Below are 21,172 nucleotides of genomic sequence, written 5' to 3'. Positions count from 1 at the left end.
CCCGGTCGAGCGATGTCCGATCGTGCCCGCTTCGTCCCGCATCGTGAGACGGGGGCCTGCTTCCGACCGTCGGGCCGTGACGCACGAAGGCCCCCGCCGGACGGCGGGGGCCTTCGCACTGCTCTGACGGGCGCACCGGGCCTGGTCGGGGGGGAGGACCAGGCCCGGTGCGGTCCGTGGGGGCCACGCTCGTGCAGCGTGTCCCGTTCCCCGGCGGTGATCACCGGGGCCTCGAGCTAGTTCATGGGGTCGGGCTCACGAGTGGGCCCAGTACTGCTGCTGCTGCTCTGCGGCGGCCGGTCCAGGGGTCCAGGTGTGCGGGACGACCTGGTTGGTCTGGATGTCCGTCAGCTCAGCAGCGTAGACGATCGCCTCGTACACGCCAGCCTCGATGCGCTCGAGGTGCAGACGCTCCGCACGCTCGATGTCGTCACCGAGGTGCGAGATGCGCGCGACGACGTACCGCTGAGCATCCTGCCACTGATCGACGACGCGCACGGACAAACCGTTCCACCGGGCCGTCAGGTCGAGCTCGAAGAGCTCGCTGACGTCCTCACGGGCGACGCGACGGAACCAGCGGCCCGAGGGCGACTGCTGGAACCCCGTCTCCGCGAGCGGCGGGTTGGCGAGCGCGAGCACCACGGTCCGACCGCCGTCGACGACGTCCGCCTCGAGGTACGCACCGTGCCACTTGGCCACGGGGCCCACGCAGCGCGACAGCGACGCGAGCGACGGGCGCGGGGCCCCCAGCTGCGTCACGGTCCACCCGGAGCCGACGTCGCCGTAGCGGGCCAGCAGCGTGGAGGAGCCGTCGTCGAAGACGCGGATGAGCTCGGCGCCCGGGGGGATGCGCGAGTGGCGCAACCACCACAGGGGCACGATGTACCCGGGCACGTCGCGGTACTGCAGCTGCGGCGACGACTCGAACCGCAGGATGTCGATGTACCGGTCGTAGGGGCTGAAGGGCGAGCCCGGGTAGCCCAGGCCGTGCACCTCGAAGAGCTGGGCCGGCGTGGTGGCGAACGCGACGTCCTCTGCACGGACCACGTAGCCGGCGATGCGGTCGTGACCCTGCGTGAGGTGCGCGTGCGTCAGCGACGGCGTGATCGCTTTCTGCATCAACGTCACAGGGGGTTCCTTGCCGTATCGGATGAAGGGGAGGATTCCGACGGACAGGACGATTCTTACCCCCAGCCGGGCGGCTGTCCAGGTCTCGCGGCCAGTCATCCGTGACCGGTCCCACCTGCGGGCGCACGGTTGAGCCGAACGGGTGAATCCGTGCCCCTGTCAGGGGCCGCGAGACCGGGCGAACCGGACGCTCAGCCGTCCAGACGGGTGACCAGCTCGGCCGCCAGGCCCACGTAGGTCGCCGGTGTCATGGCGGCCAGCCGCTCGGCGACGTCCCCCGGGAGGCCCAGTCCCGCCACGAACGAGCGCATCTCGTCCCCCGTCAGACGGTGCCCGCGCGTCAGCTCCTTGAGCCTCTCGTACGGGTTCTCCATGCCTGTGACCCCCGCGACGGACGCCGCGCGCATCGCCGACTGCACCGCCTCGCCCAGCACCTCCCAGTTCTGGTCGAGCTCGCGTGCCAGCAGGGCCTCGTCGACGGACAGCGCGCGCAGGCCGCGGCGGACGTTGTCGATCGCCAGCAGCGAGTGCCCGAACGCGGGGCCGATGTTGCGCTGGGTCGTGGAGTCCGTCAGGTCGCGCTGCAGTCGGCTCGTCACGAGCGTCGCGCCGAGCGTGTCGAGCAGCGCGCACGACACCTCGAGGTTCGCCTCCGCGTTCTCGAAGCGGATCGGGTTGACCTTGTGCGGCATCGTCGAGCTGCCCGTGGCCCCCGCGACGGGGATCTGCGTGAAGACCCCGCGCGAGATGTACGTCCACACGTCGGTCGCCAGGTTGTGCAGGACCCGGTTGTAGCGGGCGACGTCCGCGTAGAGCTCCGCCTGCCAGTCGTGCGACTCGATCTGCGTGGTCAGCGGGTTCCACACCAGGCCCAGGTGCTCGACGAACGTCCGCGAGACCTCCGGCCAGTCCGCGTCCGGCACGGCCGCGACGTGCGCGCCGTACGTGCCCGTGGCGCCGTTGAGCTTGCCCAGCACCTCGTCGGACGCGATGCGGCGCAGCTGGCGGCGCAGGCGGTGCGCCAGCACGGCCAGCTCCTTGCCCAGCGTGGTGGGCGTGGCCGGCTGCCCGTGCGTGAGGGCGAGCATCGGCACCTGCGCGTGCTCGCGCGCGAGGTCCGCGACGTCGTCGGCCAGCGCGGCCGCCGCCGGCAGCCACACCTCGTGCACCGCCCCGCGGACCATGAGCGCGTACGACAGGTTGTTGACGTCCTCGCTCGTGAGCGCGAAGTGCACGAGCTCGGCGACCTGCGGCAGCACCGTGCCGGCGCGCAGCGCCTCGGGGGCGGCGGCGATCCGGCGCTTGAGGAAGTACTCGACGGCCTTCACGTCGTGCACGGTCGTGCGCTCGATCTCGGCCAGCTCGGCGATCTCGTCGGCGCCGAAGGACGCGACGACGCCCCGCAGGTACGCCACCTCGTCGTCGGCGAGCACGGGTGCACCCGGCACCACCTGGTGCGTGGTCAGGTGCACCACCCACTCGACCTCGACCGCGAGCCGGGCGCGGTTGAGCGCCGCCTCGGAGAGGTGGTCGACGAGCGGGGCGACGGTGCCCCGGTAGCGGCCGTCGAGCGGGCCGAGGGCGATCGACGGGCTGACGTCGGCGAGCCGGACGCGCTCGGCGGGCAGCGGCGACGGGGTGCGGGCGGGGTCGGGCGTGGCCATGCCCCGATCCTCCCAGAGGGTGACGGGCGCGCGGCGCCGTGTCCGAGGTCGGCCGCCCGGCGGTCACCGCCCCGTCGTCGAGAAGTGCTGGTAGTCCTTCGGCGACGACCAGTGCCCGCCCCACGCCCACCCGTGCTCCGCGAACGCCCGGACCACGGCGTCGCCGTCGTGCACCACGCCGGGCGCGTCGGGCCGGTCGACGAAGGCCGCGCCCGCCGGCGGCAGGACCGTCCCGCCCCGCACGTAGGGGTTCTCGACGGGGTTCACGTCGACCGCCCGCCCGTACGCGTGCTCCGACCAGCCGCTCCCGCCCGTCACGGCCCGGCAGTTGAACGCGGAGGTGTTGTCCGCCGCCATCGACGCGTCGTCGTCGGCACCGAAGTCGTCGACGAGCCGCACCGACGTCAGCGGGAGCCGGGCGTCGAAGAGCGTGCGGAACACCTCGACGAGCCCGTCGGCGACGTCGGCGTGCACCACGAGCTCGCCGGTGACGACGGCGCCCGCCATGTCGTGGTGGCGGACCGTGACGTGGCGCAGGTCCTCCAGCGGGACCGGGCACCCGGGACGCCACGAGGCGTGCATGCGCGCGGCCAGCTCGGGGGTGATCGGCCCGACCGACGCCTCGAACGCAGGAGGCTCCGGGCTGGGGCTGGGGCTGGGGCTGGACGCCGCGGTCGGGACGGGTGGCGGGTGCGTGCGCGTCGTGGTCGGACCGGCGCCCCGGCCCGCGGTGGCCGGGGCACCGGTCGTCGGCCCCGGTGGCGCGGCGTCGCCGGGCGGCACGGCGCACCCCGCCGCCGGCCCGAGGGCGAGCGTCGTGACGAGGAGCAGGCGCCACACCCGTGCGCGTGGGACCGGGCGGGCCGTCGCCCCGACCCCGTGCGTCCCGCCGTCCCCGCCCACCGGACGAGCATCGTCGCGCCGGGCGGCCCGCGCCAGCGCGCCGGACCGCCACCGTGCCGGACCGCCACCGTGCCGGCCCCGCCGCCGCGCCCGCGCGGCTAGCCTGACGCGGACGACGACCAGGGGGTGCAGTGACGACGACGCGCACGGGCGCCGCGGTCCCCGCCGCCCTGGCCGGCGGGCTCGTCGTCCTCGCCGTCCTCGGCGCCGCGCTGGCGGGACCGCTCGACCTGCGCACCGTCGACCGCGACGGCACGGGCCCCGACCTGCGGGCGACGGCACCGCCGGTCTCCCAGCCACCGCTGCCGACGAGCTCCGTGCAGGGCCTCCCGCAGGTGCCCGGCGCCACCGAGATCGCCCCGTGGATCCTCGTCGTCGTCGGACTCGTGGCCGTCGGGCTGCTCGGTGCCGCGCTGGTCGCGGTGCTGCGCCGGCTCGTCGAGAGCCGCGGCACGACCCCTCCGGAGGACGACCGCGCGCCCGTCGCGGGCGAGGACCCCGGCGGGCGCGTCGACGACGAGGCGCTCGCGGTGCTGCGCGAGGGCGTGCGCGCCGCGTCCCGCGAGCTGGACGACGACGTGCCGCCGGGCGACGCGGTCGTCGCGGCCTGGGTGGCCGTCGAGCGTGCGGCCGCCGCCACCGGCGTCGAGCGCGACCGCGCGCAGACCGCCACCGAGCTGGCGCTGGCGGTGCTGGGCGCGACGCGTGCCGACCCGGGGGCGACCCGCGAGCTGCTGGGGCTGTACCTGGCGGCGCGGTACGGCGCGGAGCCGGTGTCCGTGCCGGACGTGGCCCGGGCTCGCGCGCTGCTCGCGGTCGTCGCGCACGGGCTCGCCGCCCGGCAGGACGCGCGGGCGCCGGGCGGTCCCGACGTGGCTCCTCCCGACGTGCCGCGCGCCGACGTGCCGCGCGCCGGTGCGCCGCGGACCGACGACGGGCCGCTGCCGTGAGCCCCGCCGCCGTGCTGCGGGCGGTCGGCGCGCGCGTGTGGCGCCCGACGGTCGCGGCCGTGCTCGTCGGCGGGCTGTCGACGGTCGCCGGCATGGCGGTCGGTGCGGCCGTGGTGCTCGCGGCGGGTGCGGCGGCGCTCGTCGTCGTGGCCGAGCACCTCGACCTGCGCACCGAGCCCGCGCCCGAGCGGCACCGCGCGACCCGTCGCGACGGCAGCCGCGGCGAGGTGCTGGACCTCGCGTGGTCGATGGTCGGCCGCGACGGACGGGCGGGGGAGCGCTCGCTGCGCCGCCTGCGCGCGGCCGCCGCCCGCCGCCTGGCCCGGCACGGCCTGGACCTCGCCGACGCCGCGGACGCAGAGGCCGTCCGCGCCCTCGTCGGGCCCCGTGCCCACGCGACGCTGACCCGCACGACCCACCCGCTGCCGTCGCTCGGCGACCTGCAGCACACGCTGACGGTCCTCGAGGGCCTCGGCACCGACCGCCGGACCACCGGCACCGCGAGGAGCTCATGACCACCGCAGCCGACGCCGGCCCCCTGACCGTCCGTGAGGTCGCCGTGCGCGGCCAGGCCGTGCTCGACGAGGTCGCGACGGCCGTCGTCGGCATGGCCGGGCCCGTGCGCCTGGCGCTGGCCGCCGTCCTCGCCGGGGGCCACGTGCTGTTCGAGGACGTGCCGGGCCTGGGCAAGACCCTCGCGGCGCGCAGCCTGGCGACCGCGCTGGGCCTGGACTTCAGCCGTATCCAGTGCACGCCCGACCTGCTGCCGTCGGACGTCACCGGCTCGAGCGTCTACGACCCTGCGACGTCCGCGTTCACGTTCCGCCCCGGACCGGTGTTCACGGGCCTGCTGCTGGCCGACGAGATCAACCGCACCGCCCCCAAGACGCAGTCGGCGCTGCTCGAGGCGATGGCCGAGCGGCAGGTCAGCGTCGACGGCACCACGCACGCGCTGCCGGCCCCGTTCCACGTCGTCGCCACGTCCAACCCCGTGGAGTACGAGGGCACGTACCCGCTGCCGGAGGCGCAGCTCGACCGCTTCATGGTGCGGCTCGCCGTCGGGTACCCGGACCGTGCCGCGGAGGTCGACGTGCTCGCGCGCCGCCTCGGCCGCCGCCAGGAGGGCGCCACCGTGCGGCGGGTCGTCGACGCGGCGACCCTGCTGCGCATGCAGGCTGGCGTCGAGGACGTCGCGGTCGACGACGACGTCCTCGCCTACTGCGTGGACCTGGCTGCCGCGACCCGGGCGCACCGGGCCGTCGAGGTCGGGGCGTCGCCGCGCGGGTCGCAGGCGCTCGTGCTCGTCGCCCGCGGCCTGGCGGTGCTCGACGGGCGCGCGTACGTGACGCCGGAGGACGTCAAGGCGGTGGCCGTCGCGGCGCTCGCGCACCGGCTGTCGCTGACCCCGCAGGCGTGGGCGGCGGGCCTGGCGCCGCAGTCCGTCGTCGAGGAGGTCCTCACCCAGGTGCCGGGCCCGACCACCGCCCGGCGCGGATGACGGCCCCCGGGCAGGGTGCGGCCGGGCACCGTCCCGCCGTCGACGCGACGCCCTGGGCGCCGACCCTCGCGGTCACCACAGGTGCCGCCGCGGCGGTGCTCGTGCTGGTGCTGGCCGTGCTCGCCGGCCGCGGCGACGTCGCCGTCGCCGTCGCCGCACCGCTGCTCACCGCCGTCGTCGTGCGGCACCGCCGACCCACCGGGACGGTGCGGGCCTGGTTCGCCGGCCCGGCCGACGAGGTCGGCGACGACGGGCGCGACCTCATGACGCCCGACGGCACCCTGCGCGCCGCGCTCTGGCTCGACGCCCCCGCCGGCGCCACCGCCACGCACGTGGCCCTCACCCGGCAGGGCCGCGCCGTCGCCGACGCCCTCGTGCACGTCGACGGCACCCGACGCCTGCCCGTCACCACCCGCACCGTGCGCACCGGCCCGCAGGAGGTCGCCACGGCGGTCGTCCAGGGCGTCGGCCCCGGCGCCGCGTCCGTCGCCGAGCCGGCCGACGCCGTCGACCGCCGCACCGTCGTGCTGCCCCGGGCCGCGCCACTGCGCGAGGTGCCCCTGCCGCCCCGGCTGCGCGGCACCACCGGCGCCCACCCCGCCCGCCGCCCCGGCGAGGGTGGCGACCTGCGCGACGTGCACCCCTGGGGCCCCGGCGACCGGCTGCGCCGGATCGACTGGCGCGTCACCGCCCGCCGCTCGCCCGACCTGCGCGAGCTCTACGTCCGCCGCGAGCACACCCTCGCCGAGGCCGTCGTCGTCCTCGTCGTCGACTCCCGCGACGACGTCGGCCCCGACCCCCGCACGTGGCGCGGCCCCTTCCCGCCCGACCCGGCCGACGCGACGTCCCTCGACCGCGCCCGCGAGGCCGCCGCGACCCTGGCCCGCGCGTTCCTCGACCAGGGCGACCGTGTCGGCCTCGACGACCTCGGCGTGCGCCGCCGCCCTCTGCCGCCCGGCGGCGGGCGCCGCCAGCTCCAGCGCGTGCGGCACGCGCTGGCCCGCACCCACCCCGCCGGCGACCCGCCCGTGCGCGTCCGCGCGCCGCGGCTGCCGTCGGGTGCGCTCGCGGTCGTGTTCTCCACGTTCCTCGACGACGAGGCCGCCGCCGTCGCGACGCAGTGGCGCGCCGCGGGGCACCGGGTCGTCGCGGTCGACGTGCTGCCCGCGCTGCGCAGCGCGGACCTCTCGTCCCGCGAGCGGCTGGCCGTGCGCCTGGTGACGCTCACGCGCGAGGACCGGGTCGCCGAGCTCGCGGACCAGGGCGTCGAGGTGGTCGCGTGGCGCGACGACCCGGCCGTCGCGCTGCAGGTGCTCGCCCGGCGCGGCCGCCGGCACGCCGGGGCGGGGGTCGTGTGAGCCGCGTCCCGCTGCCCGGTGCCGCCCGGGAGCCGGAGGTCGAGATCGCGACCGGACCGGCCGTCCCCGCCCTGGTGCTGCGTGCGGCCGTGGCGCTGCTCGGTGCCGCGGTCCTGGTCCTGGCCGCCCTCGCACCCGGAGGACCGGTGGCTCCGGGTGCCGTGCCGGTGCTCGCCGTGCTCGGCGCCGCCCCCGCGCTGCGCCCCCGCGCGGGGGTGGCCGCGCTCGTCGTCGTCGGTGCGGGCGTCGCGCTGCTCGCGGCCGACCCGCTGGGTGGCTGGCACCTGGCCGCACTGGTGCTGGCCGTGCACCTGCTGCTGTGGCTGGCAGCGGTCGCCGCGCGCACCACCCGCCGCACCCGGGTCGAGGTGGCCGTGCTGCGCGCCGACCTCCCGCTCGTCGCCGGGCTGCAGGCCGCCGCGCAGGTGCTCGCGCTGGCCGTCGGCGTCCTCGCCGGGGCGACCGCCGGCGGCGACGCGTGGCGCCTGCTCGGCCTCGCCGCCGCGGTCGGCGTCACGGGCGTCGCCCTGCGCCGCCCCGCCCAGCCCTGGTGGCGCAGCCTGCCCGAGGGGGAACGATGACGGCCCGCAGACGGCGAGCGCACGATGACGGACGTCCCGGTCGCGCTCTGCCGGCGCCAGGACGACCGGGGCACGGATCGGTGGCAGAGCGCCCCGGCCGGGCGCGAGGGCTGGCGGGGCTGCCCAGCCCGTCCTCCGCCGTCATCGTCTGGGTCGTCGGGATGCTCGACGACCGGCGCCGCGCCGGGGCGGGCTACGCGGTCTGGGCGTCGCACTGGTCGGACGCGCCGGTGCGGGGGTACGCGCGGACGCACGCGTTCGAGACCGCGATGCTGTGGAGCGTCGCGGCCGGCCCCGCTCTGGTGGCGGTCTCTCTGATCGCGCTCGTGGCAGACCTCGTCCTGCCCTGGGACGTGCTGAGCCGGGCCGCCGGGGCCGCCGTCCTCTTCGTCCTGGGGCAGGTGGTCCTGCGGTGGGTCCTCTGGGCGTGGACGGGGCCACGGTCGACGTCGCGGACGGTCACGCGGCTGGCCACCGGGCTGCTGTCGGACGTCCTTGTCCTGGCGGTCGCGATCGCCGTCGAGGTGGCCGCCCGGCGGGCGGGGTGGTGAGGGCCTCGATGGGGGCCTGCGGCGAGCCGTCCACAGCCCGGGCGTCCTGACCTGCGGGGACGCGGGCCCGGGTGGGCGGCGGACGGGCCGTCGCGGGGCCGCCTAGCGTCCCGGTCCCATGACCTTCGCCCTCGTCGGCCACCACGTCGACGCCGCCCGCCAGGAGATCGCGTCGGCCGCCGCTGTGCTGGGCGGGCTCGGGGACCTGTGGTGGACGGGGCCTGCGGCGACGGCGTTCGCCGACCGGCGGGCGGAGGTCGCGGCGGCGCTCGTGCGCACGGCCCGGTCGCTCGACGACGTCGACGCGGCCTCGCGGACCGCGCGGACTGAGGCGCTGTGCGTCGCGCCGGGAACGGGTGCAGGGTGGGCGCCCGCGCCGCCCGTGCTCGCCCCCGCGTCCTCGGCCTGGCCGCCCGCGCCGGCGGCCCCCTGGTGAGCGTCGACCACGGTACGCAGGTCCGCATCGACGCCGGCGGCACCCGGGTCGTCGACACCGACGCCCTCGCCGCCGCGGCCGCCGCGCTGCGGGGCGCGGCGCGGCACCTGGACGCGGCGCACGCGGACCTGGGGGCGGCGCTGGCGGCCGCGCAGGGCGTGGCAGGGGACTCGCCGTCGGGCCCGGCGCTCGTGACGGCGGTGCAGCAGGCCCGGTCGGGGCCGGTGGCGCCGTGGTGGGTCGCGCAGGACGTGCGTGACCTCGCTGACCGGCTGCGGGACGCGGCGACGACGTACGACGGCGCGGAGACCGCCGCCGACGGGTTCGTGCGGGGCGCCGCCGCGGGTGCGGGGTGGGCGCTCGCGCTGGCGTCGCCGACGTGGCTGCTCGGCGTCGTGGGGGTGGGCGCCGGGGCGCTGGCCGTCGATGCGGGCGCCGTGCTGCTGGTGCGGTCCGTGCTGTGGCTGGCCGCGACCGGTGACCACGTGCAGGACCGGGTCGCGGGGCTGTCGGCGTCGGCGGCTGCGGCGCCGTTCGTGCAGCTCGTGGCCGGGGGGCTGCGGGCGTCGACGGGCGGGCTGGTGCCGTCGGCCGAGCCGGTGCCGGGGTTCGCCGGGCGGGTCGGGTCGCTGCTGCCCGTGCAGCCGACGCGGCTGGTGCCGCGGCTCGACCCGCCGCAGCTGCCCGCGCCGCGCGGGGTGGCGGACCTCGTCGCGGGCGTCGGGGTGTCCTACGGGCACGACGACGCGCCCGGTGCCGCGGCGACCCCGCCCGCGACGCTGACCATCCAGCGGCTCGACCACCCCGACGGCACGGTCGCGTGGGTCGTGACCGTGCCGGGCACCCAGGCGGCGGGGTTCTCGGGCGACCCGCTGACGCACAACGGCACCAACCTGCGGGCAGTCGCGGGGCTGCCGGACGCGATGTCGCAGTCGGTGCTGGCCGCCATGGCGACCGTCGGGGTCGGGGCGGACGAGCCGGTCGCGATCGTGGGGCACAGCCAGGGCGGGATGGTCGCCGCGAGCGTGGCGGCGACCGCGCTGGCGACCCGCACCTTCGACGTGCGGACGGTCGTGGCCGCGGGGTCGCCGGACGTCCCGGCGGCGCTGCCGGGACGCGTGCCGGTGGTGCGGCTGCAGCACGACACCGACCTGGTGCCGCTGCTCGACGGGCGGCGCGAGGTCGCCCCGGCGTCGAACGTGCTCAGCGTGACCCGCGACCTGCGGGCCGACGGCACCACGCCGACCGTCTCGGGCTCGCACGGCGTCACGGAGTACACGCGCACCGCGGCCGCGCTCGACGACGCGCTGGCCGGCGCCCCCGCCACGGACCCGCACCGGCGTGCGCTGGCCGCGGTGCTGGGCCCGGAGGGCACGACGTCGCGCACGTGGCAGCTCACGGCCGTCGTCGACGTGCCGGAGCCCGCCCCGTCCGGGGGACCGGCCGGACCCGGCCTCGGGGAGCCGGTGACGTTCCCGCCGCCCGCCCCGGTGCTCGGGCCGGTCGCGTCGCCGTTCGCCGACGTCAGTCGCGCGAGGTGACCGCCGAGAGGACGAAGCTCACCACCGCGACGATCAGGCCGCCGAGCACCGCGGTGCCGAAGTCCTCGATGCGCAGGCCCCACGACGTCTGCTCGGTGATCCACGCGGTGAGCATGAGCATCAGGGCGTTCACGACCAGCGTGAACAGGCCGAGCGTGAGGATGTACAGCGGGATCGACAGGACGTTGACGATCGGCTTGACGATCGCGTTCACCAGGCCGAACACGAGGGCGACGAGCAGGATCACCCCGATCTCGCCGCCCGTGGAGTCCCCGCCGATCACCGTCAGGCCGGGCAGGACGAGCGTCGCCAGCCAGATGGCGACACCGTTGATGAGGACGCGCACGACGAATCCCATGCCCCGATCCTGCCACTGCGCACGCCCCCGGCCCCCGGGGGACGGGCCGGCGGGCCGTCGCCGGTGCGGAGCGGTCCGCCTGGACGGGTGCGGACCGACCTCGCGCGAGCGGGCGCGAAGGCCCTCGGGATGTACATCGGGGGAGGCTAGGTGTACATTCGCGGCATGAGTAGCGTCAGCGTCACCGAAGCGCGCAGCAGGCTCCCGCAGCTCATCGACGAGGCGCGCACCGAGGCGGTCTTCCTCGAGCGGCGCGGAAAGCGCGAAGCCGTCGTGGTGAGCCCCGAGCAGTACGACCGGATGCTCGACGCGCTCGAAGAGGTCGAGGACATCGCTGCGTTCGACGCGGCGATGGACGAGGAGGGCCCCAACCTTCCCTGGGACCAGGTCAAGGCGGAGCTGGGCTGGGTGTGAGCCAGTATCGGATCGAGCTCCGCCCTGCGGCAGTCAAGGCCCTCCGGAAGATCGACCCGAAAGATGCCCGCAGGATCCAGGCGGCGATCGCGCTCCTGGCGCAGGACCCGCGGCCTCCCGGGGCCAAGGCGCTCCACGGCAGGCCCGGCCTTCGCGTCAGGGTCGGCGACTACCGGATCGTCTACAGCGTCCACGACGACGTCCTCCTCGTCGTCGTCGTGACGCTCGGGCATCGTCGGGACGTCTACTCGCGCTGAGCGGCCCCGCCCCCCAGGGCGGACGGTCCCGGAGGGGCGCGGGGACGGGTGGCATGCTGGCGCCGTGGCCCGCGTCCCCCTCCGCCCTGCCGTCGCCGACCTGCCCGCCTACGTCCCCGGTGCCCGGGTGCCCGTGGGGGCGGCGGCCTACAAGCTCTCGTCCAACGAGAACCCGTACCCGCCGCTGCCGTCGGTCGTCGCCGCGATCGCCGACGCCGCCGTCGACGTCAACCGGTACCCCGACATGTACGCCACCGAGCTCGTCGAGCAGGTCGCCGAGCGCCTCGGCGTGCCCGCCGCGGGCGTCGTCGCCGGCTGCGGGTCCGTCGCCGTGCTCGGGCACGTGCTCCAGGCGGTGTGCGGGGCCGGCGACGAGGTCGTCCTGCCGTGGCGCTCCTTCGAGGCGTACCCCATCGCGATCTCGCTGGTCGGCGCCACGGGCGTGCGCGTCCCGGTGCGCCCCGACGGGCGTCTCGACCTGGAGGCGATGGCCGACGCGATCACGCCCCGCACGCGCGCCGTGCTCGTCTGCACCCCCAACAACCCGACCGGCCCGGCCGTGCACGACGACGAGCTGCGCGCCTTCCTCGCCCGCGTGCCCGGCGACGTGCTCGTCGTGCTCGACGAGGCGTACGTCGAGTTCGTGCGCGACGCCGCGGCCCCCGACGCGCTCGCGGTGCACGCCGAGCACCCGAACACCGTGCTGCTGCGCACCTTCTCCAAGGCCTACGGCCTCGCGGGCCTGCGCGTCGGGTACGCGGTGGCCCGTCCGCGCCTGGCGGCGGGCATCCGCGCGGCGTCGACCCCGTTCGGTGTCTCGCACGTCGCGCAGCTGGCGGCGCTGGCGTCGCTGCGCGCCGAGGGCGAGCTGCTCACCCGCGTCGAGGCGATCGTCGCCGAGCGCTCGCGCATGCTCGACGGGCTGCGCGCGCAGGGCTGGACGGTGCCGGACTCGCAGGCCAACTTCGTGTGGCTCGCGCTCGGCGACCACGCGTCGTCGTTCGCGGAGCGCTGCGCGCGTGCCGGGGTGCTGGTGCGGCCGTTCGCCGGTGACGGCGTGCGCGTCTCCGTGGGCGAGAAGGAGGCGACCGACCTCTTCCTCGAGGTCGCCGCGGAGCACGCCCCGCGCTGACCGCGGAGCACGCCCCGCGCTGACTGCGGAGCACGCCCCGCGCTGGCGTCGGGGCGCGCCGTGCGCCGACGGTGCGGCCGCTGCGGATGTGGTGGCGGCCGGTCGGGGCCACGATGGCTGTCATGGAGGATCAGACCACCCAGGACTGGGCGTCGCTGCTCTCGGGCGGCGTGGCGCTGGCCGTCGTCGTCGGCGCCTACGTGCTCGTGCTCGTCGCGTACGTGCGGATCATCCAGAAGGCCGGCTACTCCGGCTGGTGGGTGCTCGTCGGCCTCGTGCCGGTGCTCAACGTCGTCATGTTCTTCGTCTTCGCGTTCGCGCGGTGGCCCGTGCTGCGCGAGCTCGACGCGTGGCGCGCCCGGGGCCAGCACCCGACGACCCCGCCGTACTGAGGCGCCGCCGCCGGGCGCCGCACGGGTGTGGGGTGTCCACAACGGGGCTCGGGAGCGCGTTGTGGGGGAGGGCCTTGCCTAACCTACGGTGCCGTAGCCTACGCTGACGTAGGTTCGCCGGCCCGACCGGTCGCGGACCCGGCGGCGCGACCCCACCACGGTCGCGCCGCTCCCGGCCACCCGGACCGCACCCGGTCCCGCCCCCGGCGCCAGCGAAGGAGGACCGCGTGACCCAGCCCGGACCGCGCACCGGCGGGCCCCTCACCGACGAGGGCCTCGTCCAGCTGCTCACCCCCACCGGCGAGCGCGTCTCGCACCCCGAGTACGACGCGTACGCGGCCGACCTGGACGCGGACCGCCTGCGGGCCATGTACCGCGACATGGTGCTGACGCGCCGGTTCGACACCGAGGCCACGTCCCTGCAGCGCCAGGGCGAGCTCGCGCTGTACGCGCAGTGCCTGGGGCAGGAGGCCGCGCAGACCGGCTCCGGCCACGCGCTGGCCCCGCAGGACCACGTGTTCCCCAGCTACCGCGAGCACGGCGTCGCGCAGGCCCGCGGCCTGGAGATGACGGACGTGCTGCGGCTGTTCCGCGGCATCGACCACGGCGGCTGGGACCCCGCGGACCACAACTTCCACCTGTTCACCCTCGTCATCGGGTCACACGCCCTGCACGCGACGGGCTACGCCATGGGCGTGCAGCGCGACGGGCTCGTCGGCACGGGCGACCCGGACCGCGACACCGCGGTCGTCGCGTACTTCGGCGACGGCGCGACCGCGCAGGGCGACGTCAGCGAGGCCCTCGTCTTCGCGTCGGTGAACCAGGCGCCCGTGGTGCTCTTCTGCCAGAACAACCAGTGGGCGATCTCCGAGCCGACGACGAAGCAGTCCCGCGTGCCGATCGCCGACCGGGCCCCCGGGTTCGGCGTCCCCTCGGTGCGGGTCGACGGCAACGACGTGGTCGCCACCTACGCGGTGACGCGGCAGGCGCTCGAGCGGGCCCGCTCCGGCGGCGGCCCGACGTTCGTCGAGGCGTTCACCTACCGCATGGGCGCGCACACCACGTCGGACGACCCGACGCGGTACCGCTCGCGCGAGGAGGAGGAGCACTGGCGCCGCCGCGACCCGATCGAGCGCCTGCGGCTGCACCTGGAGTCCGTCGGCGAGCTGCCCGAGGTGTTCCAGGCCGAGCTCGCGGGCGAGGCCGACGCGTTCGGCGCGCACGTGCGCGACACGGTCCGCGCCATGGGCCGCCCGTCCGCGGCCAGCATGTTCGACCACGTGTACGCCACCCGGCACGGCGTCGTCGACGCCGAGCGTGAGTGGTTCGCCCGGTACGAGGCGTCGTTCACCGACGCCGGCCAGACCCCCGCAGGAGGCCACCGATGACGGTCACGAGCGAGCGCACCACCCCCGCCACCCCCGCCGAGCAGCCGGCCGCGCTGACGGGCGTGCAGCGCCTGCCCATGGCGAAGGCCCTCAACCTCGGCATGGGCCGCGCGCTGGCGGACGACCCGCGCGTGCTGCTCATGGGCGAGGACATCGGCCGCCTCGGCGGGGTGTTCCGCGTGACCGACGGGCTGCAGGCCCAGTTCGGCGAGGACCGCGTGGTCGACACCCCGCTCGCGGAGTCCGGGATCGTCGGCACCGCGATCGGCCTCGCGCTGCGCGGGTACCGCCCGGTGGTGGAGATCCAGTTCGACGGGTTCGTGTTCCCCGCGTTCGACCAGATCACCACCCAGCTGGCCAAGATGCACTACCGCTCCCGCGGGCGTCTGCAGCTGCCCGTCGTCATCCGCATCCCGTTCGGCGGCGGCATCGGCGCGGTCGAGCACCACAGCGAGTCCCCGGAGGCGCTGTTCGCGCACACCGCGGGCCTGCGCGTGGTCAGCCCGTCCACCCCGGCGGACGCGTTCACGATGATCCAGCAGGCGATCGCGTCGCCGGACCCGGTCATCTTCCTCGAGCCGAAGGGCCGCTACTGGGAGAAGGGCGACGTCGACCTCGACGCCGCGCTGCCCACCCCGCACGGCGGCCCCGGCGACCTCGACCACGCACGCGTCGTGCGCACCGGCACCGACGTCACGCTCGTCGCGCACGGCCCCACGGTCGCGACCGCGCTGCGGGCCGCCGAGGCCGCCGCCGCCGAGGGGCGCAGCGTCGAGGTCATCGACCTGCGGACGATCTCGCCGCTGGACACCGCGACGATCGCGGCGTCCGTGCAGCGCACCGGCCGCTGCGTCGTCGTGCACGAGGCCCCCGTGCTCTACGGCACGGGCGCCGAGGTCGCGGCGCGGATCACCGAGGAGTGCTTCTTCCACCTGCAGGCGCCCGTGCTGCGGGTCGGCGGGTTCCACACGCCGTACCCGGTCGCCAAGATCGAGCACGACTACCTGCCCGGCCTGGACCGCGTGCTCGACGCCGTGGACCGCGCGCTCGCGTTCTGAGCGGCCGCCCGCACCCCGCGCGGCAGCCCGCGCAGCACCGAGGAGGACCCGACCGTGCCCACGTACCAGCAGTTCCCGCTCCCCGACGCCGGTGAGGGCCTCACCGAGGCCGACATCGTCACGTGGCACGTGCAGGTCGGCGACGCGGTCGAGGTGAACCAGACGATCGTCGAGATCGAGACCGCGAAGTCGCTGGTCGACCTGCCGTCCCCGTGGACGGGCGTGGTCAGCCGGATCCTCGTGGAGGTCGGCACGACCGTCGACGTCGGTACCCCGATCATCGAGATCGACGTCGACCCGACGGGCGCCCCCGCCGGTGACCCGGCGTCCTCGGCCGGGGCACCGGCTGCGGCGGACGGTGTGCGCGCGCACCAGCCGCACCCCAGCCGTGCGTCCGAGGAGCCCGGCGGCGCCGACGAGGTGCACGAGGCCCGCGACGCCGACGGCGGCTCGGGCGCGGTGCTCGTGGGCTACGGCACGGCGGACGCCGGCACGGCCCGCCGTCGGCGCACGGTCCCCGCAGCGGCGTCTGCACCGGCGCCCGCACCCGCCCGGGCCGCGGTGCCCGCCGCCCGCCCCGCGGCGACCCCGGCGCCCGCACCCGTCGCACCGGCACCCGCACCCGCCGCGACGGGCGGCCGGACGGGTGTGCCCACGCACGCGCTGGCCAAGCCGCCGGTCCGCAAGCTGGCCCGCGACCTCGGCCTGGACCTCGACTCCGTCGCCGGCACGGGCCCGGGCGGGATCGTCACGCGCGAGGACGTGCTCGCCCACACCGCCCGCGCCGGCGCGCGCGAGCTCGCGACCTACCCGGGCGACGAGCCGTGGCTCGCCAGCGGCTCCGTCACCCCCGACGGCCGCCAGACGCGCGTCCCGGTGAAGTCGGTGCGCAAGCGCACCGCCGAGGCCATGGTGTCGAGCGCGTTCAGCGCCCCGCACGTGACGGTGTTCCACACGGTCGACGTGACGCGGACGATGAAGCTGGTCGAGCGGCTGCGCACCGACCGGGAGTTCGCCGACGTGCGCGTCACGCCGCTGCTGATCGCCGCGAAGGCGCTGCTGCTGGCCGTGGACCGGCACCCGGAGATCAACGCGTCCTGGGACGAGGCCGCGCAGGAGATCGTCTACAAGCACTACGTGAACCTCGGGATCGCGGCGGCCACCCCGCGCGGCCTCGTGGTGCCGAACATCAAGGACGCGCACCGTCTCGACCTGCTGGGCCTGGCGAAGGCGCTCGGCGAGCTCACCGCCACGGCCCGGGCGGGGCGCACGTCCCCGGCGGACATGTCCGACGGCACGATCACCATCACGAACGTCGGCGTGTTCGGCATCGACACCGGCACCCCGATCCTCAACCCGGGCGAGGCCGCGATCCTCGCGTTCGGGGCGATCCGGCAGCAGCCGTGGGTGCACAAGGGCAAGGTCAGGCCGCGCCACGTCACGCAGCTGGCGCTGAGCTTCGACCACCGGCTCGTCGACGGCGCCCTCGGCTCGCGCCTGCTGGCCGACATCGCCGCGGTGCTGGCCGACCCGGCCCAGGCGCTCGTCTGGGGCTGACGGCGCTCACCCCCTCGTCGCCCGGCGCTCCGCGCGCAGGGCGACGAGGGCCGCGACGACCGCGACCGCCTCGCTGACCGCGGCGACCCACTCGGGTGCGCCCTCCCAGCGCGAGCGGACCCCGAGCAGGCCCAGCGGCGACGTGGCCAGCACGAACGCGCCGAGCGTCGCGGCACCGAACGCGGCAGCCCCCAGCAGCGGCCACGGGCTGCGCCAGGCGAGCACGAGCACGCCCAGCAGCACGCCGGAGACCGCGTTGACCAGGAAGCCCGGGCCGACCAGCGCGACCGCCCGCATCCCGTCCGCCCACAGCACCGCGTGCACGGCCCCCGAGACGACGACCGCGACCGCCGTCACGACCCGCGGCACCCACGCGACCGCCCGTCCCGCCGACCCGCCCGCTCCCGGCACGGCTCCGCTCACGTCACGCCTCCGCGAGCCGCACCGTGCCGTCGTCGCCGACCGCGACCTCGACGGGCGGCAACGGCTCGGACGCCTGGCCGGAGACGTTCGAGCCGTCGAGCGCGAACACCGACCCGTGGCACGGGCACACCAGCCGGTCGTCCTCCGGCAGGACCGTGCAGCCCTGGTGCGTGCACACCGCCGACAGCCCGACGACCGTGCCTTCGGTGGCCTGCGTGAGCAGCAGCTCCGCCCCGTCGGGGCCCACGACCGAGAGCGCGCCGCCCACGGGCACGTCCGCCAGCGCGGCGAGCGAGCCGTCGGCGGACGCCGTGCGCGCCGTGGAGCTGCCGCCCGCGGCGCCGCACGCGGCCAGCGCGCCGAACGACGCGACGCCGAGGGTCAGCGCACCGGCGCGCGCCAGCACCTCGCGCCGCCCCGGGCACGCCGGGCAGCCGGGCCCGTCGTCGGAGCCGTGCCGGTGGATGGGCGGTCGCGGTGCAGGGTCGGTCGTCGTCATGGTCCCCCCCGGGTGCGGGCGCGGCGGCGGGCGCCGTCGACGCACCGCCCCGCCGCAGCGACGCGGTGCACCCCATGGTGGCGCGCGTGCGACGACGGCGACACCGGACGGGACGCGCGGGCGTGTCCGACGTCGCACCCGCGGCGCTGGGCCGCGCACCGCCCCGGGTGGTGGGATGGTCGGGGCGGTGCACGAGGTGCCGGCCCGGGAAGGTCACATGCGCTCCTCCGCCCTGCACCCGCACCGCGCGCCCGTCGTGCGTGCCGCGGTCCTCGCCGCGCTCGCGACCGTGCTGCTCACGCTCGTCGGCGCACCGCCCGCCTCCGCGCACAACGCGCTGCGCGGCAGCGACCCGGCCGACGGCTCGACCGTGCCGGCAGCCCCGGACCGGGTCACGCTGACGTTCGACCAGGTCGCGATCGAGCTGGGGTCCGAGGTCGTCGTCACCGCGCCCGACGGCACCGTGGTCAGCGAGGGGCCCGTGCAGGTCGCCGAGACCGACGTCGTCCAGATCCTGGCCGACGAGCGGCCCGCGGGGGAGTACCAGGTGGCCTGGCGCGTGACCTCGGCCGACGGCCACCCCATCAGCGGCACCTTCGTGTTCACCGCGGCCGAGGGGACCGGCGAGCCGGAGCCGACGATCGAGCAGACGGCCACCCCGACGCCCGAGCCGACGACGCCCGCCGCCACCGCACCGACCACGGCGCCGTCCGCCGCGCAGACCGCCGCCCCGGCCGAGCGGGACGTCGCCGCCGCGGGGACGCCCGCCTGGCTGTGGGTCGTCGGTGCCGCGGCCGTCGTGGCGGCGGTCGCGGTCGCCGTCGTCGCCGCCCGCCGCCGCACCTCCCCGGGCCGGGGCGACGCGACGCCCGGCGACGAGGACCGCTGACGCCCCGTGCCCGCCTACGCTGACCGGGTGGAGGCAGCGACGTCGACGACCGCACGGGCCGACGGGCGCGGCGACGTGCGCGCCGCGGCGTCGGCCCGCACGCGCGCCCTCGTCCTGCTGCCCGTCGCCGGCGCGGTCGCGGTCGTCCTCGGCCTGACGTTCACGGGTGCCGCGGCGCCGACCGTCGTCGGCGACCCCGGGGCGGCCGTCCGGTGGGGGCTGCCCGTCGTCGAGACCCTCGCCGAGCTCGCGGCGTCCCTCACCCTGGGCGCGCTCGTCCTCGCCGTGTGCCTGCTGCCGCGCCGCGTCGCGTCGACGGCCCCCGCGCGCGGCGGCGCCCGCCCCCGGCCCGACGGCGCGTTCGCCCCCGCCGACGGCAGCGCCTACGCGCGCAGCCTCGTCCTCGCCGCCGCCGCGGCGGGCACCTGGACCGTCCTCGCGCTCGTGCAGCTCGTCCTCACGTACGCCTCCGTCGCCGGCCGGTCGCCGACGTCACCGACGTTCGGCGACGAGCTCGCGCTGTTCGTCACGCAGATCGACCTGGGCCGCACCCTGCTGTCCGTCGTCGCGCTCGCGGCCGTCGTCACGGTCGTCGCGCTGCTCGTCGCCACCCCGACCGGTGCGGCGTGGGCGGCCGGGATCGTGCTGGTCGCGCTGTGGCAGCAGGCGCAGACGGGCCACGCCGCCGGCGCCGCGAGCCACGAGGTCGCGACCCAGTCGATGGTGCTGCACCTGGTCGGTGCCGCGGTGTGGATCGGCGCGCTCGCGGCGCTCGCGGTGCTCGGCGGCCGGCTCGGCACCGACGTCGCGCCCGCCGTGGCGCGGTACTCGGTGGTGGCCGGCTGGTGCGTCGCGGGCGTGGCGCTGTCGGGCGTCGTCAACGGCGTCGTCCGCCTCGGCGGCTGGGATGGTCTGACGACGACGTACGGGCTGCTGCTGCTGGTCAAGGTCGCGCTGTTCGTGGTGCTCGCGCTGCTCGGGCTCGCGCACCGCCGCCGCACGGTGCCGCGGCTCGCGCAGGTCGCGCCCGCGGGCCGGTGGCTGCTGTGGCGGCTGGTGCTCGTCGAGGTCGCCGTCATGGGTGCCGTCTCGGGCGTCGCGGTGGCCCTCGGGTCCACGGCGCCCCCGGTGCCCGACGAGCCGCTCGCCGACACGTCGCCGGCCGTCCTGGTGACGGGCCACCCGCTGCCGCCGGAGCCCGACCTGGCCCAGTGGGTGCTGCAGTGGCGGTGGGACGTGCTGACCGCCTCCGCCGCGGCCGCCGGCCTGGTCGTCTACCTGCGCTGGGTGCACCGGCTGCGCCGCCGCGGCGACGCCTGGCCGTGGGGCCGCACGGCGTCCTGGGTCGTGGCCATGCTGACGTTCGCGTGGACGACGTCCGGCGGGCCGGCGATGTACGGGCACGTGCTGTTCAGCGCGCACATGGTCCAGCACATGGTCCTCGCCATGGTGGTGCCGATCGTCGTGGCGCTGTCGGCGCCCGTGACGCTGGCCCTGCGCGCCCTGCCCGCCCGGTCGGCGCAGGTGCGCGACGACGTCTCCCGCGGGCCGCGGGAGTGGATCCTCGTGCTGGTGCACTCCCGGTGGGGCACGTTCCTCGCCCACCCGGTGGTCGCGGCCGTGAACTTCGCCGGCTCGATGATCGTCTTCTACTACTCGGGCGTGTTCGAGTGGGCGCTGCGCACCGAGGTCGGGCACCTGGCGATGATCGTGCACTTCTCGCTCGCCGGGTACCTGTTCGTCAACGCCCTCGTCGGCATCGACCCCGGGCCCACGCGCCCCGCGTACCCCATGCGGCTCCTGCTGCTGTTCGCGACCATGGCGTTCCACGCGTTCTTCGGCGTCGCGCTCGTCGGCGGCGAGGCGCTGCTCGTCGCGGACTGGTTCGGGCTCATGGGCCGCCCGTGGGGCGACTCCGCGCTGCGCGACCAGCAGGTCGGCGGGTCGGTCGCGTGGGGGATCGGGGAGATCCCGACGGTCGCGCTCGCGATCGTCGTGGCGGTGCAGTGGACCAAGGACGACGAGCGGGTGGCGCGCCGCCGCGACCGCCGGGTCGACCGCGAGGGCGACACCGAGATGGACGAGTACAACGCGATGCTCGCGGGCCTCGCCGACCGCGACGGCGGCCCGACGCGCTGACCCGCGCGGCTCACCCGGTCGAGGGACCTGCGTCCCGGGGCGTGAGAGTTCGTCGG

The 21,172-nt window shown here is 76.8% G+C and carries 23 protein-coding genes; 17 read left to right on the top strand and 6 right to left on the bottom strand.

Annotated features, from left to right (window positions below):
* Window positions 1-255 precede the first annotated feature (255 nt).
* From BKA21_RS09985 to BKA21_RS09975, 3 genes are all read right to left on the bottom strand, one after another.
* Window positions 256-1,119 carry a UCP033725 family protein gene (locus tag BKA21_RS09985; RefSeq protein WP_218886997.1) on the bottom strand — a complete coding sequence of 288 codons (864 nt, stop codon included), beginning with the start codon at window positions 1,117-1,119 and terminating at the stop codon, window positions 256-258.
* 200 nt (window positions 1,120-1,319) lie between these two features.
* On the bottom strand, window positions 1,320-2,792 hold the full coding sequence (gene purB / locus BKA21_RS09980; RefSeq protein WP_140458060.1) for an adenylosuccinate lyase: 1,473 nt from the start codon (window positions 2,790-2,792) through the stop codon (window positions 1,320-1,322).
* Between the two features lie 63 nt (window positions 2,793-2,855).
* Window positions 2,856-3,632, bottom strand: coding sequence for a M15 family metallopeptidase (locus tag BKA21_RS09975; RefSeq protein WP_239072869.1), 777 nt, complete (start codon window positions 3,630-3,632; stop codon window positions 2,856-2,858).
* A gap of 194 nt (window positions 3,633-3,826) precedes the next feature.
* On the opposite strand from BKA21_RS09975, the gene BKA21_RS19965 reads away from it, so the two are divergent.
* The 8 genes from BKA21_RS19965 to BKA21_RS09935 all read left to right on the top strand — a co-directional run bounded on the left by BKA21_RS19965 (window position 3,827) and on the right by BKA21_RS09935 (window position 10,610).
* On the top strand, window positions 3,827-4,645 hold the full coding sequence (locus tag BKA21_RS19965; protein ID WP_140458059.1) for a DUF4129 domain-containing protein: 819 nt from the start codon (window positions 3,827-3,829) through the stop codon (window positions 4,643-4,645).
* Window positions 4,642-5,160: a hypothetical protein gene (locus BKA21_RS09965; RefSeq protein ID WP_140458058.1), complete on the top strand. Its 519-nt coding sequence runs from the start codon at window positions 4,642-4,644 to the stop codon at window positions 5,158-5,160. Before BKA21_RS19965 ends, BKA21_RS09965 begins: the two co-directional genes overlap by 4 nt.
* A complete protein-coding gene (locus tag BKA21_RS09960) occupies window positions 5,157-6,143 on the top strand; it encodes an AAA family ATPase (RefSeq protein ID WP_140458057.1) in 987 nt (328 codons plus the stop codon). The genes BKA21_RS09965 and BKA21_RS09960 overlap by 4 nt, the downstream gene beginning before the upstream one ends.
* Window positions 6,140-7,501 (top strand): DUF58 domain-containing protein, encoded by a 1,362-nt coding sequence (locus BKA21_RS09955; protein WP_140458056.1) that lies wholly within the window; start codon window positions 6,140-6,142, stop codon window positions 7,499-7,501. The genes BKA21_RS09960 and BKA21_RS09955 overlap by 4 nt, the downstream gene beginning before the upstream one ends.
* On the top strand, window positions 7,498-8,082 hold the full coding sequence (locus BKA21_RS09950; protein WP_140458055.1) for a hypothetical protein: 585 nt from the start codon (window positions 7,498-7,500) through the stop codon (window positions 8,080-8,082). Before BKA21_RS09955 ends, BKA21_RS09950 begins: the two co-directional genes overlap by 4 nt.
* An 80-nt stretch (window positions 8,083-8,162) precedes the next feature.
* On the top strand, window positions 8,163-8,633 hold the full coding sequence (locus tag BKA21_RS09945; RefSeq protein ID WP_140458054.1) for a hypothetical protein: 471 nt from the start codon (window positions 8,163-8,165) through the stop codon (window positions 8,631-8,633).
* A 118-nt stretch (window positions 8,634-8,751) separates the two neighbouring features.
* The gene (locus tag BKA21_RS09940; protein WP_140458053.1) at window positions 8,752-9,069 is read left to right on the top strand and encodes a hypothetical protein; all 318 of its coding nucleotides are present in this window, start codon (window positions 8,752-8,754) and stop codon (window positions 9,067-9,069) included.
* Entirely contained in the window at window positions 9,066-10,610 is a 1,545-nt protein-coding gene (locus BKA21_RS09935; protein WP_140458052.1) for a hypothetical protein, read from the top strand. Before BKA21_RS09940 ends, BKA21_RS09935 begins: the two co-directional genes overlap by 4 nt.
* Here BKA21_RS09935 and BKA21_RS09930 read toward each other — a convergent pair.
* Window positions 10,594-10,968, bottom strand: coding sequence for a phage holin family protein (locus tag BKA21_RS09930; protein WP_140458051.1), 375 nt, complete (start codon window positions 10,966-10,968; stop codon window positions 10,594-10,596). The genes BKA21_RS09935 and BKA21_RS09930 overlap by 17 nt on opposite strands.
* Window positions 10,969-11,133: 165 nt before the next feature.
* Between BKA21_RS09930 and BKA21_RS09925 the strand changes: the two genes are divergently transcribed.
* The 7 genes from BKA21_RS09925 (at window position 11,134) to BKA21_RS09895 (ending at window position 17,166) form a co-directional block, all read left to right on the top strand.
* Window positions 11,134-11,382, top strand: a complete 249-nt coding sequence (locus tag BKA21_RS09925) for a type II toxin-antitoxin system Phd/YefM family antitoxin (protein WP_140458050.1) — start codon at window positions 11,134-11,136, stop codon at window positions 11,380-11,382.
* Window positions 11,379-11,639, top strand: a complete 261-nt coding sequence (locus BKA21_RS09920) for a type II toxin-antitoxin system RelE family toxin (RefSeq protein ID WP_140458049.1) — start codon at window positions 11,379-11,381, stop codon at window positions 11,637-11,639. Before BKA21_RS09925 ends, BKA21_RS09920 begins: the two co-directional genes overlap by 4 nt.
* 64 nt (window positions 11,640-11,703) lie before the next feature.
* On the top strand, window positions 11,704-12,771 hold the full coding sequence (gene hisC / locus BKA21_RS09915; RefSeq protein WP_140458048.1) for a histidinol-phosphate transaminase: 1,068 nt from the start codon (window positions 11,704-11,706) through the stop codon (window positions 12,769-12,771).
* A 122-nt stretch (window positions 12,772-12,893) separates the two neighbouring features.
* Window positions 12,894-13,163, top strand: a complete 270-nt coding sequence (locus tag BKA21_RS09910) for a DUF805 domain-containing protein (RefSeq protein WP_203793479.1) — start codon at window positions 12,894-12,896, stop codon at window positions 13,161-13,163.
* 227 nt (window positions 13,164-13,390) lie between these two features.
* Window positions 13,391-14,551 (top strand): pyruvate dehydrogenase (acetyl-transferring) E1 component subunit alpha, encoded by a 1,161-nt coding sequence (gene pdhA, locus BKA21_RS09905; RefSeq protein ID WP_140458047.1) that lies wholly within the window; start codon window positions 13,391-13,393, stop codon window positions 14,549-14,551.
* Window positions 14,548-15,609 carry an alpha-ketoacid dehydrogenase subunit beta gene (locus BKA21_RS09900; RefSeq protein WP_203793481.1) on the top strand — a complete coding sequence of 354 codons (1,062 nt, stop codon included), beginning with the start codon at window positions 14,548-14,550 and terminating at the stop codon, window positions 15,607-15,609. The genes pdhA and BKA21_RS09900 overlap by 4 nt, the downstream gene beginning before the upstream one ends.
* A gap of 54 nt (window positions 15,610-15,663) precedes the next feature.
* Window positions 15,664-17,166 carry a dihydrolipoamide acetyltransferase family protein gene (locus tag BKA21_RS09895; RefSeq protein WP_140458046.1) on the top strand — a complete coding sequence of 501 codons (1,503 nt, stop codon included), beginning with the start codon at window positions 15,664-15,666 and terminating at the stop codon, window positions 17,164-17,166.
* A gap of 6 nt (window positions 17,167-17,172) precedes the next feature.
* Here the strand turns inward: BKA21_RS09895 and BKA21_RS09890 are convergent, their stop codons facing one another.
* A complete protein-coding gene (locus BKA21_RS09890; RefSeq protein WP_218886996.1) occupies window positions 17,173-17,589 on the bottom strand; it encodes a hypothetical protein in 417 nt (138 codons plus the stop codon).
* A 1-nt stretch (window position 17,590) separates the two neighbouring features.
* Window positions 17,591-18,088: a Rieske (2Fe-2S) protein gene (locus BKA21_RS09885; protein WP_140458045.1), complete on the bottom strand. Its 498-nt coding sequence runs from the start codon at window positions 18,086-18,088 to the stop codon at window positions 17,591-17,593.
* A gap of 217 nt (window positions 18,089-18,305) precedes the next feature.
* On the opposite strand from BKA21_RS09885, the gene BKA21_RS09880 reads away from it, so the two are divergent.
* Together BKA21_RS09880 and BKA21_RS09875 are read left to right on the top strand one after the other, a co-directional pair.
* Complete coding sequence (locus BKA21_RS09880) at window positions 18,306-18,977, top strand: copper resistance CopC family protein (RefSeq protein WP_170208939.1); 672 nt, start codon at window positions 18,306-18,308, stop codon at window positions 18,975-18,977.
* A 27-nt stretch (window positions 18,978-19,004) separates the two neighbouring features.
* Entirely contained in the window at window positions 19,005-21,116 is a 2,112-nt protein-coding gene (locus BKA21_RS09875) for a bifunctional copper resistance protein CopD/cytochrome c oxidase assembly protein (protein WP_239072870.1), read from the top strand.
* Window positions 21,117-21,172 lie beyond the last annotated feature (56 nt).

The organism is Cellulomonas oligotrophica (assembly GCF_013409875.1).
GTDB classification, from domain to species: Bacteria; Actinomycetota; Actinomycetes; order Actinomycetales; family Cellulomonadaceae; genus Cellulomonas; species Cellulomonas oligotrophica.
Note: the sequence above shows the minus strand (reverse complement) of the source record. Positions and strands in the feature narration are given on the sequence as shown.